Source organism: Chitinophagales bacterium, assembly GCA_020636495.1.
GTDB lineage: Bacteria > Bacteroidota > Bacteroidia > Chitinophagales > Chitinophagaceae > UBA5543.
On the sequence record JACJXQ010000008.1, the window covers coordinates 2,376,803 to 2,393,605 of the forward strand.

11 protein-coding genes are annotated in these 16,803 nt (G+C 44.8%); 2 read left to right on the forward strand and 9 right to left on the reverse strand.

Features of this window, described 5'->3' with window-relative positions:
- The first annotated feature begins 4 nt into the window (after positions 1-4).
- Positions 5-1,234: a 4-hydroxy-3-methylbut-2-enyl diphosphate reductase gene (locus H6550_10500; GenBank protein MCB9046551.1), complete on the forward strand. Its 1,230-nt coding sequence runs from the start codon at positions 5-7 to the stop codon at positions 1,232-1,234.
- Positions 1,235-1,237: 3 nt separating this feature from the next.
- On the opposite strand, the gene H6550_10505 is transcribed toward H6550_10500, so the two are convergent.
- Complete coding sequence (locus H6550_10505) at positions 1,238-4,156, reverse strand: SBBP repeat-containing protein (protein ID MCB9046552.1); 2,919 nt, start codon at positions 4,154-4,156, stop codon at positions 1,238-1,240.
- Positions 4,157-4,314: 158 nt separating this feature from the next.
- On the reverse strand, positions 4,315-4,698 hold the full coding sequence (locus tag H6550_10510) for an ATPase (protein ID MCB9046553.1): 384 nt from the start codon (positions 4,696-4,698) through the stop codon (positions 4,315-4,317).
- Positions 4,699-4,949: 251 nt separating this feature from the next.
- On the opposite strand from H6550_10510, the gene H6550_10515 reads away from it, so the two are divergent.
- Positions 4,950-5,819 carry an RNA polymerase sigma factor RpoD/SigA gene (locus H6550_10515; protein ID MCB9046554.1) on the forward strand — a complete coding sequence of 290 codons (870 nt, stop codon included), beginning with the start codon at positions 4,950-4,952 and terminating at the stop codon, positions 5,817-5,819.
- 56 nt (positions 5,820-5,875) lie between these two features.
- On the opposite strand, the gene H6550_10520 is transcribed toward H6550_10515, so the two are convergent.
- From H6550_10520 to H6550_10550, 7 genes are all read right to left on the reverse strand, one after another.
- Positions 5,876-6,478, reverse strand: coding sequence for an RNA methyltransferase (locus H6550_10520; protein ID MCB9046555.1), 603 nt, complete (start codon positions 6,476-6,478; stop codon positions 5,876-5,878).
- 281 nt (positions 6,479-6,759) lie between these two features.
- Positions 6,760-8,175: a restriction endonuclease subunit S gene (locus H6550_10525; GenBank protein ID MCB9046556.1), complete on the reverse strand. Its 1,416-nt coding sequence runs from the start codon at positions 8,173-8,175 to the stop codon at positions 6,760-6,762.
- Positions 8,172-9,608, reverse strand: coding sequence for an N-6 DNA methylase (locus H6550_10530; GenBank protein ID MCB9046557.1), 1,437 nt, complete (start codon positions 9,606-9,608; stop codon positions 8,172-8,174). The genes H6550_10525 and H6550_10530 overlap by 4 nt, the downstream gene beginning before the upstream one ends.
- Before the next feature lie 214 nt (positions 9,609-9,822).
- Entirely contained in the window at positions 9,823-10,200 is a 378-nt protein-coding gene (locus H6550_10535; protein MCB9046558.1) for a DUF559 domain-containing protein, read from the reverse strand.
- Positions 10,201-10,305: 105 nt separating this feature from the next.
- Entirely contained in the window at positions 10,306-12,705 is a 2,400-nt protein-coding gene (locus H6550_10540) for a DEAD/DEAH box helicase family protein (GenBank protein ID MCB9046559.1), read from the reverse strand.
- A gap of 403 nt (positions 12,706-13,108) precedes the next feature.
- Positions 13,109-14,353 (reverse strand): aspartate aminotransferase family protein, encoded by a 1,245-nt coding sequence (locus tag H6550_10545; GenBank protein MCB9046560.1) that lies wholly within the window; start codon positions 14,351-14,353, stop codon positions 13,109-13,111.
- 65 nt (positions 14,354-14,418) lie between these two features.
- Positions 14,419-16,665 (reverse strand): SulP family inorganic anion transporter, encoded by a 2,247-nt coding sequence (locus tag H6550_10550; protein ID MCB9046561.1) that lies wholly within the window; start codon positions 16,663-16,665, stop codon positions 14,419-14,421.
- Positions 16,666-16,803 lie beyond the last annotated feature (138 nt).

Consider the following 16,803-nt stretch of genomic DNA (forward strand, 5'->3'; position numbering starts at 1 on the left):
GGTTATGAAATCATTCGACGTTCCCGTACATTATCGTAGTCCTTTAATAACAGCTATCAAGCAAAAGCGTAAGGCTGACGACAAAATGAAAAAAGACTTCTCACCCACCCACCTTCAGGCTGGCGGCCTGAACATATATCTTGCGCGTCATTTTGGGTTCTGTTATGGAGTGGAAAATGCTATAGAGATAGCCTTCAGGGCGGTAGCGGAGAACAAGGAAAAACGGGTATTCCTGCTCAGCGAGATGATACATAACCCGGGCGTTAATGCTGACCTGCAAAGCTCAGGTGTGCGGTTCATTATGGACACCAAGGGCAATATGCTTATGAGCTGGGACGAACTGACCAGTGATGACATAGTTATTATTCCGGCATTCGGCACTACCATAGAACTGGAAAATACACTACGCGAAAAAGGCATTGAACCATCCCGCTACGAAACCACCTGCCCCTTTGTAGAAAAGGTATGGAACCGTGCTGAAAAAATAGGCAACGACGGTTACACAATAGTTGTTCACGGCAAACCACGCCACGAAGAAACAAGAGCCACCTTCTCGCACAGTAAAGAGAACGCCCCCACAGTTGTGGTAAAAGACATGGCACAGGCTGAACACCTGGCCAAATTCCTGACAGGAGAACTGCCTGCGGAACAATTCTACACCGATTTCAAATGGCAGCATTCAGAAGGTTTTGACGTAACACAACACCTGCAACGTATAGGCGTGGTGAATCAGACCACCATGTTGGCCAGCGAAACACAAGGCATTGCCGACTACCTGAAACAGGTAATGATAGAACATTATCAACTCTCTGCCGATAAAATAGCAGAACGTGTGGCAGATACCCGTGATACACTCTGCTATGCTACCAACGACAACCAATCGGCTGTAAAAGGCATGTTGCAACAGGAAGCAGACCTGGCCATCGTTATAGGCGGTTATAACAGTAGCAATACGTCGCACCTGGTAGAACTGTGCGAAACGGAGCTACCAACATATTTTATCAAAAATGAAGCCTGCCTGCTGGACGATAAACTTATCTCCCACTTCGACCTGCATACGCACGAAGAACAAACAACGGAAAACTACCTGCCCGAAAAACGCCCTTTAAACGTACTCATTACATCCGGTGCTTCCTGCCCCGACGCATTGGTAGAAGGCGTAGTAACCCGCCTTGCAGAACTGACAGGCAACGAAGCAGAACTAAAAAGCGTTATCAGCAGTTGGGCTGAATAAGTATTACTTTTTCACCACCCTGCTTACATAGCTATCATTCACCTTCACTATATACACACCGGCAGCAAGTCCTTTCAGATCGATCTCAACAGCTCTGGTAGTGGCATTGTGCGATAACAATTTCTGCCCCATTAGGCTGAATACTTCCACCTTAATAATACTCTCAGGTGCTGTAATGGTCACTACTCCATTAGTTGGATTGGGAGCAATATGAATGTTAGCTGCATCTACATCATCAATACTAAGTGGCCATACATACAAGGTTGCTGGATCAGAAGTGTCTGAGCAGGGTCCAGATAACACTACACATCTGTATTTATTCATATTCATAGCAATTGTTGCATTGCTTACAATCAGGGTATTGGTATTTGCGCCGCTATAATTCCCTCCATTATTAATATTCGTAAAACCACTGCCTGCATCTTCCTGCCATTGATGCACCAAACCAGCTCCTGTAACATATAGTGTAAACAATGAGCTTTGAGAGGCATTTACGGCCACATCAGCAGGTTGTATGCTTATAACAGGAGTTGGCATAATAGTAACAAGATGCCGAGCAGTATCAGTTCCGCAAGCATTAGACACAACGTATATCACTGTATCTATACCTGCAGTTTCACCTGTCACATTACCCAACGAATCAATATCAAGATTGCCGGTTAAAGAAAACCAGGAACCATATGGCACACCAGGTTGGAAAGTTGTTGATCCGCCTTCACAAATCGCACCTGAACCTGTTATAGTTCCGGAAACCGGGTTTGCATCACAAAACTTACTAAGGAAAACGTCATATATAGCATATTGAGGAAATGGTGGTGTGAATATAACTTTACCACCGTTTAATTGAAACCCATTTCCTTTTGATATACCATATACACTTGTTGTTCGTCCTGTAGCGAATATATTACCACGCATATCACATGCGATACAACTTATTTCATCTATACCCGCACCTCCATAATACGTACCCCATAAAGGAATACCAGCACTATCAACTTTCATCAAAAAGGCATCAAATTCACCACCAGCAAAATATGTCTGATAAGTTCCACTTGTAGCTATGCCATTTGTACTTTTTGTACGTCCTCCAATTATTAAGTTCGAATTATTATCAATATTAAGAGCGTATGCAGCATCCCAATCATAACCTCCGAGGTAAGTTGCCCAAATACGGTTACCTGAACTATCAAACTTTGCAAGAAATGCATCATAAAGCCCACCAATCAAGCTGTTGTGATAGCCATTAGGGCTTGCAATATTATTTGGACTGAATGCATAACCTGCTAAATACACATTTCCTAATCTGTCGCTGACCACACTGTTATAATAAGAACCATCCTCTCTATATCCGCCATAATATGTTGCCCACTTCAAGTTACCAGAACTATCAAAACTAGCTAAATATGCATCACGTGAGCCTCCACCAAATGATTCTTGGTGAGCACCAATAGTCGCTAAGCCATACCCTCCAAAACTACATCCGCCAATATATAAATCACCTTTATCTGTTACATCAATACTATTAAAACCCTCTGAACCACTTCCCCCAAAGTACGTACCCCAAATTCGTTGTCCTGTGCTATCAAACTTTGCCACAAACACACTGCGATATGATGTTTGGTTAGCATTTACGGTAGCTAATCCAGTTGTACTTTGTGTTGACCCTACAAGATAAATGAACTCCAAACCATCTATACCTATTCCTTCAACAACATCACCAGCACTACCTCCATAATAAGTTCCCCATATTCTCTTACCAGATGTGTCAAATTTTATCAGAAATCCGTCTTGGCTACCATCAAGTACACTTTGAAAACTATTTGAGGTTGAAATTCCGATGACACTGGTTGATCTGCCTGCAACATACAATGCTTTAGAATTCCCTATGGCAACTGATAAGCCAGCATCATTGCCAACATCTCCGTAAAAAGTCCCCCAAATACGATTACCATAACTATCAAACTTAACGAGAAAAACATCATACCAGCCACCTTGCACAGTTTGGTAAGCACCACTTGTTACTATATTACCTATGCTTGATGTTTCTCCAGTCAAATACACATTATTATCTAAGTCGGTTGTAACACCATACCCTTCATCATTATATGCCGTATCCCCATAATAAGTACCCCAATCCAACCCCGGATCTATAACTAATGTACCCTCATAAGGTGCTACATTATACCTCAGGATATTACCACTTAACACAAACTTGCTTGCAACCGTTGTTCCATCTTCTGAATATGAGACAGGCGCATTTTCCGTAATAATACCCTGTGGCGTTACAGCCGATAAACTACCATCCTGATTCAAGTTAATTTCAGATGCCCCATTATACTTCAACTGAATGATTGAAGGATCACCGCCGGGATGAACGATAAAATCATACTTAACTGTATTGTTTCTTTTTGAGTTTACATACAATACCCAATCAATATTCGGGTATATATTCCTATAGATTATTTTCTCATAAGCATATACGGTAGCACCATCTTTACCCACACCAGGAGTGTAGTAATTCTCATAATAATCCTGCCTTCCTTCTTTTTTCAGTACTGCATCCTTATTTGCACCAATCAGTTCTACATCCATACGGTACATGAGGTACCTAATACTATCCTGCATATCAGGCCTTTGTTCTGCAAATACACTATCATGCTGTTTAGGCATCCTATGTATCGATGTATCAGGCATATAAAACTGGTAGTGTATGGCTCCACTACCTACATACACATTTAATCCCGATGTTGCTGACAATTTAAAGTCTATATCCGGCCTCGCTTTATAATACTGATCTGTCACCTGCCCTTTATTCTCCATAAAGTACAAATGCCTGGCTGAAAAAGCTTCGGTGCTAGTATTGTCTACGGCAAACGATAGTAAAGGTAATAATGCTGACAACAGCGTGAAGAGTGTGCGCATACAGGATAATTGAATATAAATATACCTAATCAGTACAGAATCATCAAATGGTAGAATGTTATCAATAACGTTTTTGCATAGCAACAACACCTATGGACATAAAAAATCCGCTCCGGGTCGGGAAGCGGATTAAATAATATATCATACAACAGGCTGTATCAACTGCCTATCCTGTGCTTCAGTTCGTGCACCTGGCTATCCCATAGGTTTTCCTGATCTTTTATGTCGATTTTATCGGCAAAATCAGTTATCGTAAGGATGGTCTCGTTGGTTACGGGGCTCTGTTCTATCCTGAACTCGAAAAACTCATCAGGCGCGTAATAATCCCAACGGTAGCGTACATATTCATTCTCCAGGCTGTCTATCTGGTAGGCTATATCCTGTGCGCCGTTCCACGAAAACTTGAAGGTTTCATCCTTCTGATCCACTTTATCGGCAAACCACTCTGACAAACCTACGGGCGTTGACAGAAACTCATACAAAATCGCAGGGGAGCATCTGATCGGGAACTCTAGAGAATACATTATTCTGTTCTTATTCATCTGGGACTATCTTATGCTGCAATAATATAAAAATGGTTGAACAATCAAAATTTTTACCAAAGTTTAGTCCTAAATATTTTGTATCGTTATATCTACACATGTTATAATGCTTGTTAAGGTATTCTTAATTTTTTTTGGGTTGAATTGTCTATAACCTTAGATTTGTCTTAGTAATGACATTTTTTAAGGGATCCATTACAAGATGATTACACGTTTATATCTAGTTTAAAAATTTATTACTGCCTATGTCTATGCGTCAGCTCAAAATCACGAAATCGATTACGAATCGTGAAAGCCAGTCCCTGGAGAAGTACCTGCAGGAAATTGGAAAAGTAGATTTGATTACCCCCGAAGAAGAAGTGCAGTTAGCCATCAGGATCAAACAAGGCGATCAAATTGCACTGGAGAAACTGACAAAAGCCAACCTGCGTTTCGTAGTGTCTGTGGCTAAACAGTATCAGAACCAGGGCCTCTCCCTCAGCGACCTTATCAACGAAGGTAACCTTGGCCTGATAAAAGCGGCTCAACGCTTTGACGAAACAAGGGGTTTCAAATTCATCTCTTACGCCGTATGGTGGATACGCCAGTCTATCCTCCAGGCACTTGCCGAACAATCACGTATCGTGCGCCTGCCTCTGAACAAAGTAGGCCTCTCTAACAAGATCAGCAAAGCATACTCACAGTTAGAACAGGAGTTCGAGCGCGAACCTTCTACTGAAGAGCTGGCAGAACTGCTGGAGATCGGTACCGAAGAAGTAGAAACTACACTTGGTGTTGCTGCAAGGCACGTATCTGTTGACGCTCCTTTTGTGGACAGCGAAGACAATACGCTGCTGGATGTGCTGGAAAACCCCAACTCAGAAGCAGCCGACTCAGAACTGTCTCATTACGACTCGTTACGTTGCGAAATAGAACGTTCGCTGGGTACGCTTACAGAGCGCCAGAGGGATGTGATCAAACTGTACTTTGGTATAGGTGTTGAGCACCCCATGAGCCTGGAAGATATCGGTGAGAAATTCTCACTGACCCGTGAGCGTGTGCGCCAGATCAAGGATAAAGCTATAACCAAGCTGCGCACTACTACACGCTGCCAACTGCTTAAATCTTACTTAGGCAACTAAACATTTATTATTTCAAAGAACTATAGTAAGGCGCCGGTTTCCGGTGCCTTATTTTTTTACTGTTGTTTGTGGCGGCTCCTGCTCCACTTTTCTTTCAGCACCTGCCTGTCCGGTTCCGGGAGGCGGGGCGTTTCATCGTCATAATAGCCTTTTACGGCCCGCTGACGCCTTGCTTCATACAAAGTAACCGCACAGGCTACCGATATGTTCAGGGAGCGTATCATGCCCACCTGTGGTATGATAAACCTGCCGTCGCAGTGCTCCAGCATCTCTTCTGTAACGCCGAAATGCTCGTTGCCGAATACCAGCGCCGCAGACTCCGTCAGGTCCATATCGTATATAGACTGTGAGCCCTCGCCGAGGTAACCTGCATACAGCTTATCGTAGCGGCTTTTTACCACTTCTATACAGTCCTCCAGCGTGTCGAACTGGTGGAGGGTGAGCCACTTGGCGGCCGATGAAGAGCTGGCATTGCCGTGCTTTTTGTGTGCCCTGAATTTTGTGTTGACCACGTACACATCCTGTACGCCCACCGCATCGCAGGTGCGCATGACGGCGAATATATTGTGGGGGTCTTCTATGTTCTCCATCACTATGGCCAGATCCGGCTGACGGTTGTTGAGTACTCTTGTTATATTGGCTAAACGTTCGGGTGTCATGGGGCTAAAATACTGCTTAATGCGAAAACCTCGTAACGAGGAGGTCATGTGGCAGGGGCCGGCAATGCTATTCAGCATACGTTGCGTCGCACTCTTGTACGTTCTGTCCTAAATTCACCCTTCGTAGGGGGTGTCGCCCGCGGCGACAGGAGATGTCCACTCGCGCCACAATTCCCCCTATGAAGGGGGACATAGGGGGATGTACACTCGCGAAGAACATCCTCCACCCCTCATCCTTCGGGGCAACTCCTTCAAAGGAGGAATTACTGAAGGTCTGCAGATCATTTCTTCTTTTTATACACCACCTCTCCCTCTGCAGCAACAGCAGCCACAATTCCCCCTTCGAAGGGGGTGCCGCCTTTGGCGGCGGGGGATGTACGCACACCACCCTCAAAGGCTTCTCTTAATACCGCCTGCAGTAGCTGCTCTGCATCTGTTTTGCTTTGCTGCACCTGTGCCTCCAGTTCATCGCATAGCTGCATCAGTTGCTCTACTTTGGCGACTATACGTTGTTGTTCTTTGAGAGGGGGAAGCGGGATAATAAATTTGGCTATATTTCCCATGCTAAGGTTAGGTCTTGCATTGTCAACCTGTTTGTCAAACATATAACCTTTACAAATCTCACTATTAAAAAAGTGAAGTAGAAATCCTTTGTCAACATTTGTGGTTTCTATTCTTATTAAACAAACCGCCTGGTTAATATTTGCAATTTCATGATTCATATACATGGCAGTACGACCAATTGACCCACCAACGATATTCATTAAATAGTCGCCATATTTCAAAATCGACCGAGGTTCGATATCATTAAAACGTTCTTCAACAAACTTTTCCTTGGAATAATCAATGTAATAGCTATTTACATTTTCACTCGTAATAAACAATAAGCCATTCTGAACATAATTTATTCCCTGCCATTTTGGTGATGAACCTTTAGTAATAAGAGTCGTCAATTCTCCTAACCTACACCACACCCACCCCTCAGGCAAATCATAGGGTATTTCATCATCGGCAATGGGTGGTAACGGTTTGGGCTTTTTTATTTTCTTTTCTTTGATGAGTTGTTCTTTTTCTGCTTGGATTCTTTTCAGCAATTCGATAGCGGGCTCATCATTGGGGTTTTGTGGCACCAGCTTGCCTTGTACCGCCTCCTGCAATATGGTTTGGCGTAGTAGCTGTATATTGGTGAGTTGGGAGTCTATTTCAGATGTAAAACCTGATTTTTCGAAAAAATCGATTTTTGCTACAATTCTCTTTTGTTCTGCGATAGTTAAGTCGGGGAAGTGTAATTCTTCAAAAACCTGCTTAGGTGTCAAATATTTCCTATTGGTTGTTCCTGTTGACTTGCTATTAATAGATTCATAATACCATTTGATTGAAAAAATTAGCTGTAGCAGAGGCGGATAAACAAGTTTAGTGTCTATCTGAGCAAGACACATATTAGTTGAAGCTAATGCACCTTTATGTTGTAATTGCGTAATACCAAATGCACCATTTTTAGTATCAACTTTGCACCACATAAGCTGGTTTGGTGAGATAACCTGATATTTCTTCATAGTTAACTCTGAACCCAATACCTGTCGCCTATTGACGATACCTCTACCATAGTTTTGAACACCTGCAATGATGTATGAAGAAGCATCATCAATATCGACATAATTGTCTTTCTGAATTTTCAAAAAGTCTCTAAACCTCATTTTCCCAATACTGTTGCTAATTCATCAAGTAGTAACTGACTTTTCCTAAATGACTTTGTCAATCTATCTATTAATTCTTCACTTGAATATTCATGAGTGTCTTCTACGGTATTAGGATTCTTAATATCCAGGTTATAGCCGCGCTCTTTTATATCTTCTACAGATACTTTCCATGCATATTCATTTTCCCTACGGTTGTTCCACCATTTCCTCTCTCTGTCAAATTCTTTTATATTAATCGGCTTGGTCTTGTTATAGTTCTTAACGCCTTCCGGGTATGGGTGTTCATAATACCATACTTCTTTGGTGGGTTCACCTTTAGTAAAAAACAGTAGGTTAGTTTTAATATTAGTATAAGGGGCAAACACGCCATTGGGCAGGCGTACAATAGTGTGCAGGTTGCATTTCTCCAGCAGGTTTTCCTTTATGCGTGTAGCCACACCTTCACCAAATAAGAAACCATCGGGCAATACCAATCCGCAACGGCCTCCGTCTTTCAGCATATGTATTATCAGCGCCATAAACAGGTTGGCCGTCTCCCTTGTACGGAATTGCGCCGGGAAGTTATTTTCTACCCCGTCTTCTTCCATACCTCCAAACGGCGGGTTGGTACAAATCACATCCACCCTGTCTTTATTAGTCCACTCCGTCCAGCTGCGGTTCAGCAGGTTGTCGTGGTCTATACTGGGCACTTCTATACCATGTAGTATCATGTTGGTAGTAGCCAGCATATGTGGCAGGGGTTTCTTTTCTACCCCACGTATGTTGTTTTGCAGTTGTGCACGCTCCTCCAGGGTCTTCACCTTTTGGTGGGTGGTTATATAGTCCACCACATTGGTCAGGTAGCCCGCAGTCCCGCAGGCAGGGTCCAGCACTGTTTCACCCAGCTTAGGGGCAACCATTTCTACCACAAACTGTGTTACAGGCCTTGGAGTATAGAACTCTCCGGCATTGCCCGCACTTTGCAGGTCACGGAGTATCTGTTCGTATATATCGTTAAATGCGTGCCTGTCGGTCTTGCTGGTAAGCTTAATGCCTGTGTTAATCTTATTGATGACCTGCCGCAGCAGTGTACCGCTTTTCATATAGTTGTAGCTATCCTCAAACACATCACGCACCATCCGTGCCACATCCTTATTGTTGCGTATGCTCAGGTTCTTAAGAGCCGGAAAGAGGTTATTGTTCACAAAGTCCAGCAATTCATCACCCGTCATTCCTTCTTCGTCTGCCGCCCACGATGCCCATCTCAGGTCTTTACGTATGGGCGATTTGTAGTTGCTGTTGGTTATCATCCACTCCTGCTCTTTCTCATCAAATATTTTCAGGAAGAGCATCCACCCTAATTGTGAAATTCGTTGCGCATCACCATCCACACCAGCGTCTTTACGCATGATGTCCTGTATCGCTTTTATTGTACTGCTTAAATTAGCCATAATCTACCTTTTTAAAATTCCCCCTTCGAAGGGGGGTGTCGCCTGTGGCGACGGGGGATGTACACTCGCGCCACAATTCCCCCTTCGAAGGGGGACATAGGGGGATGTACACTCGCGACAAACATCCTCCGCCCCTCAGACTTCGGGACACCTCCTTCCAAGGAGGAATTCCTCAATTTCCCCTTTGAAGGGGGTGCCGAAGGCGGGGGATGTACTACCCTCGCTGTTGTAATTCCCAAACCACATTTTCAATAATCCGCACCACGCCCTGCATATTCTTTTTTATCTCCGAATCGGCAAATCTAATAAACACTACCCCATACGCTTCAATTTCCGCCTGCCTTTTTGCATCTTTTATATCAGCCCCTTCAAAATCGTGGGTAATACCATCTATCTCTATAACCAGCATCAACTCATGGCAGTAAAAGTCCACTATATATTCCAGTATAGGCACTTGCCTGTGAAACTCAACACCAAAAGCTTTCCTTTGCAATTGTTTCCATAACAACACTTCGCCCAATATGCCCTGTTTACGAAGCCTTCTCGCAATTTCCTTCAACCTCGGATTATATGGTATTATTTTATTTTTCATATTCACAATTCCCCCTTCGAAGGGGGACATAGGGGGATGTACACTCGCGACAAACATCCTCCGCCCCTCATACTTCGGGGCACCTCCTTCCAAGGAGGAATTCTATTATCCTATTTGATATAATTCATTTTCTAAATCATGTATAGCTTTTTGGTAGGCATCCATACCACCAAACAGTTCTATGATCTCACGGGGAGAGCCATAATCTGTAAGCGGGTCGAGTGCCAGTACCTGTGTATTTTCCAATGTGGTTACTCCTTCGTCAGCATATTTATCCAACAGTGCCTCCAGCACATTGCGGGCTTCGTCACCATATTTGGTAAAGTAGTTGCGCTTTTTCACGTTGTTGGCACGTTCTTTTCGTGTCAGCGGTGGCTGGTCGTAAGCTACATGGCATACCAGGTCAAAAAGGTCCAGCTCTTTATCTACCGCATTACGCAGGTCGTTTACCAATACGCCTTGCTCTTCCAGTTCTCTTATTATCGCATCCTTACGGTCAGCCTCATTCCACCTGCTTAAAAATGCTTCCAGGGATGTGTAATGGTTGAGTACAATATCCCTTGTATGGTCTTTCAGGGAAACGGTTACAGGCTTACCGTCTTTATCGAAGTACATTTCACGGGTATTCAGCACAGTTACATCCACTCCATTCACATAAATTTTGGCTCTTGGTTCGCCTACCTTGCTACCCAGATTACCTATCGGGTATCTTACTTGTGGTTGTTCAAAGGTTACTTCAGTACCGTCAATATCGGTTGTGTCAGTAGCAGCTTCCGTTTCCTCCTGTTCCACTTTGCCCAGGTCTTCGTCTTCGCCAGCAATTTTAACTCGTACCGGGTCTCCATCAAACTCCTTATCCGCAAACAGGTCTGTAACATTCCTGAAATCGAGTATAGTAAAATATAGTTTTTCAAACTCCTCATTGATACGTGTACCCCTGCCTATTATCTGCTTAAACTCTGTCATACTCTGGATATTACTATCCAATACTATCACTTTACAGGTCTGTGCATCCACACCCGTGGTCATCAGCTTACTTGTGGTGGCTATTACAGGGTACTTTTCTTCGGGGTTGATAAAATTGTCCAGTTCTCGCTTGCCCTCGTCATTATCCCCTGTTATCTGCATTACATACTTATGATTTTGCGCCACAAGGTCTGCATTATGTTTTGCTATGGCAGAGCGCATACGTTCCGCATGGTCTATATCCACACAAAACACTATGGTCTTGGCAAAGCGGTCAGTCCCTTTCAGGAATTCGGTCAACTTTTTAGCCACCATATCCGTACGCTCATCAATTACAATGTTCTTGTCGTAATCCTTTCTATTGTAAATACGGTCTTCAACTTCTTTACCAGCTTTGTCTGTTTTACCTTTCTCCGGCCTCCAGCCCTCATAGTCCACATTCAGCCCTATGCGTACTACTCTGTATGGTGCAAGGAACCCATCATCAATACCTTGTTTCAACGAGTAGGTATAGATGGGGTCTCCAAAGTATTCGCTATTGGATATCTCTTTAGTCTCCCTTGGGGTAGCCGTAAGACCTATATGTGTAGCCTTGCTGAAGTAATTAAGTATTTCCCTCCATGCGCTGTCGTCTTTAGCACTTCCTCTGTGGCACTCATCTATTATCACAAGGTCGAAGAAGTCAGGAGAAAACTCTTTATATACATTAGCATCTTCATCACTACCTGTTAAGCCTTGGTATAGAGCGAGGTATATTTCATAGCTCTTATCAATTTGCCTGTGTTTCACCACAGTCATTTTATCCCTGAAATGTTTAAAATCCCCTCTTTTTGTCTGATCTATCAAAGCATTCCTGTCAGCAAGGAATAATATCCTCTTTTTTGCGCCTGCCTTCCATAGTCTGTGAACAATCTGGAATGCTGTATATGTTTTACCCGTACCGGTAGCCATTACCAGCAATATTCTATCCTGCCCTTTAGCTACAGCCTCAATGGTTCTGTTAATGGCTATCTGTTGGTAATAGCGAGGCTTTCGCCCGCTACCATCAGAATAATAGTCCTGCGCAACTATTTGCTCTTCTTCAGGTGTGGTAATACCCTTGTATTTTTTATAGCGCTCCCATAATTGCTCAGGAGCCGGAAACTGATCTAATGTAAGCTCCGTCTCAATATTGCTGCCTTCTGCTGTCTTATCGTGAAACAAAAAACCATCGCCATTACTGCTGAACACACATGGAATATCTAATGTATCAGCATAGCCTAAAGCCTGCTGTATGCCTGAGCGTATGGTGTGATTATTGTCTTTAGCCTCAATGATAGCAATGGGAATATCAGGCTTGTAATAGAGTATATAATCAGCCCGTTTGCGCTTTCCCCTTGTAGTGAGTTTCCCCTTTACAAATATCTTACCGTCTGTAAATGACACCTCCTCTAATACCTGCAACTCTACATCCCACCCTGCATTTGCAATAGCCGGTGTAATGTACTTGGTACAGATATCCCTTTCGGACAATGACTTTTTATCAATTCTATCGGTCATCAGGGTATACTAAACTGGTTAGTGGCTCAAGATAATCTGTTTCCAGCTACTGTCATAGGGTATTTTCCCCCTTATTAATGTAGGGTTTGATTGTTTTAAATTTGCATAGAATTTATTATTTGCGTATATTTGTTATAATAAAACAACCCCATCAAACCGCAAAAACGGCATGAAGCATATACGATCCCACGATAATTTATTACAAACAAAAAGTCCCGCATTAGCGGGACTTTTTTATAAATTGTTAAGTACAACACGTTTACCATTTTACTTAACAAAACTTAACAATCATAACCACAGAACACTACCAATCAATGAGTTACAACACCCCTCAATTAACTTTCAGTTAAACTCTAAGAAAGCTTTACTTAACAAATTACACCTTGAACCGGTTAAGAATAACCTACGCCTCGGTAACATTAACAGCTTTCAGTTCTTCGATGAAGGCCTGGAGGTGTTCTATCTCTACGTGGTCCATCACTACTATTTTGTACCACTGCACTTGCTGTCCGTGGCTGTCGGGCACAAGGCCGTATTTTACGGCAAGCGCATGGGGCACATGCCCGGCACGTATGGTAATGATGTTCATCCTGGGGTAACGGTAGTAAGACACACCAAGGGCGTCGAGTTGTTGGCAACACCAGTCGGTACGGTACAGCAGCTTGTTGATCTTCTCGAACCAGCCGTGTGGGCCGTAGGTCATCAGTATCATCCATATGGCTATGGCATTGGCGCCGGAGCGGCTGCCGCTGAGGGTGATGTCCATGCCGTGTACGTATTGCGCCTCTTTGGTGAAGACATACTGCATGAGCCCCTTGCGCGCCAGGAATACGCCTGTGCCATAGGGCGCCTGCAACATTTTGTGTGCATCGAGGGTAACAGACGATACGTGGGGGTTGCTGAAGTTGACCGTAGACTCAGGCGTGCTTGTAGGATAGATAAAACCACCAAAAGCGCCGTCGAGGTGCAGCCTGAACTGTGCATTGTGCTGCTGCATGGCGGCTACGTACAGTTCGGGGTCGTCTACACTGCCAAACATGGTGGTGGCCATGTTGGATATGATGATGAAATATTTTATTCCGTTGGCCATGGCTGTTTCTACTACACCGTTCAGCCCGGCGGGGATGATGGCCCTTGTATCGTTGGCCACGGGTACGCTGTACCAGTTGAGGTTGAGCAGGTTGGCGGCTTTGGCTATGGAGTAGTGGGTATCTTCGGAGCCGATGAGGGCTATTTCCTGCTGCCCTGCCCCGTGCTCCTGCATAAAGTAGTTGCGGTATATCCATGCGGCCTGTATGTTGGCTTCGGTACCTCCGCCCGCTACATAGCCGTCGCAGCTCTGGTCTTCGGCCTTGAGCACGTCTACGGCCAGCAGTTCTATCACTTCGCGCTCTATATCCTGCGTGCCTTTAAAAAAGTCTTCGGATTCGCCCAGGGTATGACAACCGATGTGGTTGGGATTGGCTACATAGGTACGCAACAGGGGGGCATCCTTGAGGAAAGGGGCCTGCTCGTAAAACACGTTGCCGTCGAGCCGGGAGGCGGGTACGCCCAGCGATACCTTTTGTTTGTAGTCAATATTCTGCGCCAGCGCATTTGTGATCCTTGCATCCTGCTGCGCGTGCGACAGCTTTTTCCAATACTTCATCCCTTCAATTTTGCCGCAAAACTATCGTTTTTGTACAAAACGGGGGTGATGAATGTCATCTGTGGCTATTGCTGCGGCACTGTAGCCTGTAGTTTAGACACTAACGCATCGGAGAATTGTATCATCTTATCTATCTCGGCAGCGCGTGAAAAACGCAGCGATTTGAACACCAGCAGGGCTTTACCGTCGCTTTCTATATGGTACACTTCCTCATTCTCAAGAAAGTTTATAATATGGTCGGTAAGGAAGAATTTGCGGATGGCTTCTTCGTCCTCGCCTTTCAGCAAAAACTGGTTGGAGAATTTGCTGAAGAGCTTAAAGTCGATGTCTTTGTACTTGGGCAAGGATTTCACGCGGTCGAATATTTTTTCGAACAGGCCTTCGGCTTCGAGTGTAAATTCGGGTATGGTGTACGGCATCTGTATCACCTGTACGGTGGTGTGGTACACTTCTGTGGCCACCAGCGCACCTTCGTCGAAGGTAATATCGCTCAGTTCCCACGAAACGCCTGTGTCTTTGTACTCGCCTGTTATTACGTTGGTCTTATATTCTATCGGCCTCGACTCGAAGAAATGGAAACGGTACAGGTCGTACACCTCCCACTCTATCTCGGGCCTGTACACCCAATCGTTGGCAATGGCCAGTTTCTTCAATTCTACCTGGCGGGATGACAGGCGCACGGGCATGGGTGAGGTCTGGCTCTTGAGCGCAAAGCGGTGGTTGGTAGAGGCTACGTGGTGTTCTGCACCTGTTATCTTCACCTTGCCGCCATTGAGCCTGTGCATGCGCTTGAAATCGTCGAGGTTTTCGAGTACGGTCATGTCTACCAGCCGGGCGGTGGAGATGTTGATCTTGAGCCGGGCTCCTTTGGGCACCTGGTCGAGCAGCTTGTTCAGCCGCAGCATTGTGAGGAAGTTGGCGACGCCTTTTATCTTTAGTTCATAGCTACCGTCTTTCTTTTCTATCAGCCTGTTGCCTGTTTTAAATACCATCCTGAAAAATACGGTCACGGGTACCCTTGCCAGCAGTATGTGTACCCCTAGCGTAACGACGATACCGCCCAGTATGCCCCATAGCAGGTTGGTGTACAGGGTGATGATCATAGTACCCACCATGAACAAGAGTTGCTCCATACCCTGGCCGTAGCTATTAGCGTATACCCTTGGAGCCGTCAGCTTAAACCCGCTGAAAACGAGTATGGCAGCAAGGGCCGCCAGTGGCACCATTTGCAGATAAGGAGACAGTATGAATACAAAAACCAGTATCAGTATACCATGAAAGAAATTAGACCATCTTGTACGGCCATTGTTGTGCACGTTTACGGTACTGCGCAGGATAACCGTCACAACAGGCAGGCCGCCTATAGCGCCGGATACCATGGTACTCAGCCCCACGGCAACAAGGTCTTTGTTCAGGTTGGTTTTGCGTTTGTAGGGGTCTATCTTGTCAACGGCTTTGGTACTGGCAAGGGTTTCAACAGTAGTAATGAGAGATATAGAAATAACCACCAGCCAGAACGAACCTGTATGCAGTTTGGAGAAATCAGGAAACATAACGCCGTCCAGTATATTATGCGGAATAGACACCAGCATATCGGGTCCTACGTTATAAGACTTTCCGAATAGCTCAATGGCGTGCGGCTCAAAAAAGTTGAAGGCAAATACGAATGGTACCGCCAGTATCAACACCCACATAGGCGCAGGCAGAAAATGGAAGAATTTATAACTGATACGCGCGTGGAAGATCAGCAGCAGCATACCCAGCAGGGATATAACCGCCACAAAGGGGTTTACCTGCTTTATGTTCCTGAACACATCCAGCAATACACCTACCATATTTTTCGCATCGGACGTGGTGCCCAGTGCTACGTGCAGCTGTTTGGCCACGATAATAACACCGATGGCCGCCAGTATACCGTGAATAACAGACGAGGGGATCATCTCGGCTATTCTGCCCAGCCTGAATATGCCCAGCACCACCTGTATGCCACCGGAAACGATAAAAGCCGCAAGAATATAATTAAAGGTATGCCATGTTCCATCGTCCAGCATACCTATGGCCACGAGCACAAGGGCGATGAGTGAGTTTGCCGGGCCATTGATAGCCACGTGGCTGCCACGGAGAAACGTAGTGACCACGCCACCCACCACGGCGGATATTACCCCAGACATATGCGGGGCTCCGGCTGCTATGGCTATACCCAAAGCAAGCGGCAAAGCTACAAGCGATACGCTGACAGCAGCTACCAGGTCGTTACGCCAGTTTTGCGCAAGACCTTTGAACCAGTCAGAGGGGGTGTTATGAGCTGGCATTTAGTTATAATATGTTTTATATATCAGGGGCCGTCATTCTCACCTGTCACTTCACTGCCCGTTAGTCGAAACGAGAATATACGGATTTTTTTAAAACATCAGGCATTTCAATTATTACTTGTATGAACAGGCAATAGG

Excerpts from the sequence above, each read along its gene's own strand:
- H6550_10500 (MCB9046551.1), top strand. The coding sequence starts at position 5 with ATGAAATCATTCGACGTTCCCGTACATTATCGTAGTCCTTTAATAACA.
- H6550_10505 (MCB9046552.1), bottom strand. The coding sequence starts at position 4,156 with ATGCGCACACTCTTCACGCTGTTGTCAGCATTATTACCTTTACTATCG.
- H6550_10510 (MCB9046553.1), bottom strand. The coding sequence starts at position 4,698 with ATGAATAAGAACAGAATAATGTATTCTCTAGAGTTCCCGATCAGATGC.
- H6550_10515 (MCB9046554.1), top strand. The coding sequence starts at position 4,950 with ATGCGTCAGCTCAAAATCACGAAATCGATTACGAATCGTGAAAGCCAG.
- H6550_10520 (MCB9046555.1), bottom strand. The coding sequence starts at position 6,478 with ATGACACCCGAACGTTTAGCCAATATAACAAGAGTACTCAACAACCGT.
- H6550_10525 (MCB9046556.1), bottom strand. The coding sequence starts at position 8,175 with ATGAGGTTTAGAGACTTTTTGAAAATTCAGAAAGACAATTATGTCGAT.
- H6550_10530 (MCB9046557.1), bottom strand. The coding sequence starts at position 9,608 with ATGGCTAATTTAAGCAGTACAATAAAAGCGATACAGGACATCATGCGT.
- H6550_10535 (MCB9046558.1), bottom strand. The coding sequence starts at position 10,200 with ATGAAAAATAAAATAATACCATATAATCCGAGGTTGAAGGAAATTGCG.
- H6550_10540 (MCB9046559.1), bottom strand. The coding sequence starts at position 12,705 with ATGACCGATAGAATTGATAAAAAGTCATTGTCCGAAAGGGATATCTGT.
- H6550_10545 (MCB9046560.1), bottom strand. The coding sequence starts at position 14,353 with ATGAAGTATTGGAAAAAGCTGTCGCACGCGCAGCAGGATGCAAGGATC.
- H6550_10550 (MCB9046561.1), bottom strand. The coding sequence starts at position 16,665 with ATGCCAGCTCATAACACCCCCTCTGACTGGTTCAAAGGTCTTGCGCAA.